Genomic DNA, 1,037 nt, shown 5'->3' with positions numbered 1-1,037 from the left:
GGTGCGCCTGCTGCCTCAAAAGAGCCGAAAGGATCGGCATGTGCGGGCCAAAACGACATCAGTTCGAACACGTCAGCCGTCGGCATGACGGAGCGTCGAAATCGCCAACTTGTTCAGCGTAGCCTTAAAGCGCAAATGCCGACCATCACCGTTTCGTGCGTTGGGCTGACTGAATCGGAAGGCCCATCTGCCGCCATCGATGTGCAAGACGAGTTTGCGCATCGGCCGTGGCAGACGAAGGTGCATTGCCGGTGGGAGAGCGGCGTCTTGCGTTTGACTGCGACCAACGACTTCGATACCAATGGTCAGGCACTGCTGGATGAGTTCTGGGACACCGTGTTGGCTTGTTCCAGCCCGGTGAACCCGGTTCACTTCGATGTCGAGGTTGTCGCATGAGCTACGGGTACTTGCGCTTTAACCCTGCGCTCGATCGGACCGCCAACAGCGTGGCCCCGCGAGGCCGTGCATTTCATCATCAGCCTCGCGGGGCCACGCTGTTGGCGTCCGCTCAGATGGAACGTTAGAAGCTTCATGCTTTCTCGCACCCGCTTCGTTATAAAAGGCGCCCTCGGATCTCTCGCCATGCTTGCTGCTGGAGGAGGGCTTGCATATACATCGGCGCGCATCTGGTTGGCCGGCAAATTCTCAAGCCGCGGGAATCTCATGCAGCACGCGACCGATCCAATTCAGTTTATTTTCTTCACAGGCCTCTTAACCGTTGCTAGTATTGCGCTTCTTGTTTGCGCTCCCCTTCTTCTGCGAAACGTACTCAAAGCGACGGACTCAGAAATCGTCGCCATGTCTAATCAAAATCCGAAAGTTTTCGGAAAAACTAGGCCTTCAATTTTTTGGCTTGGCTTGGTTATCGTTGGAGGTTTCATCCTTGTCGCGCTTATCCGACAAAACTTCTAACGAGTAAGGATAGATCGCGCTTGCCGCGATCTGATCCGTTTGTTGGACAAGCCCGGGGCCAGGCGGCGCGTCGGGTGGCGGGCCACTGCAAATAGATTCGGGGGAGTCTGTCGCGGGAGCGGCGC

At 56.5% G+C, this 1,037-nt stretch carries 2 protein-coding genes; one reads left to right on the top strand and one right to left on the bottom strand.

Annotated features, from left to right (window positions below; all coding sequences use genetic code 11):
• Positions 1–396 (top strand): hypothetical protein (locus tag ACG0Z3_RS23180; RefSeq protein ID WP_394402417.1); only part of this gene is annotated, 396 nt, incomplete at its 5' end.
• Positions 397–840: 444 nt separating this feature from the next.
• On the opposite strand, the gene ACG0Z3_RS23175 is transcribed toward ACG0Z3_RS23180, so the two are convergent.
• The coding region (locus ACG0Z3_RS23175) for a hypothetical protein (RefSeq protein WP_394402416.1) at positions 841–1,037 on the bottom strand (197 nt) is incomplete at its 5' end.

It is taken from the genome of Pelomonas margarita (assembly GCF_043555875.1).
GTDB classification, from domain to species: domain Bacteria; phylum Pseudomonadota; class Gammaproteobacteria; order Burkholderiales; family Burkholderiaceae_C; genus Pelomonas; species Pelomonas margarita.
This window is presented reverse-complemented; position numbering and strand designations above follow the sequence as displayed.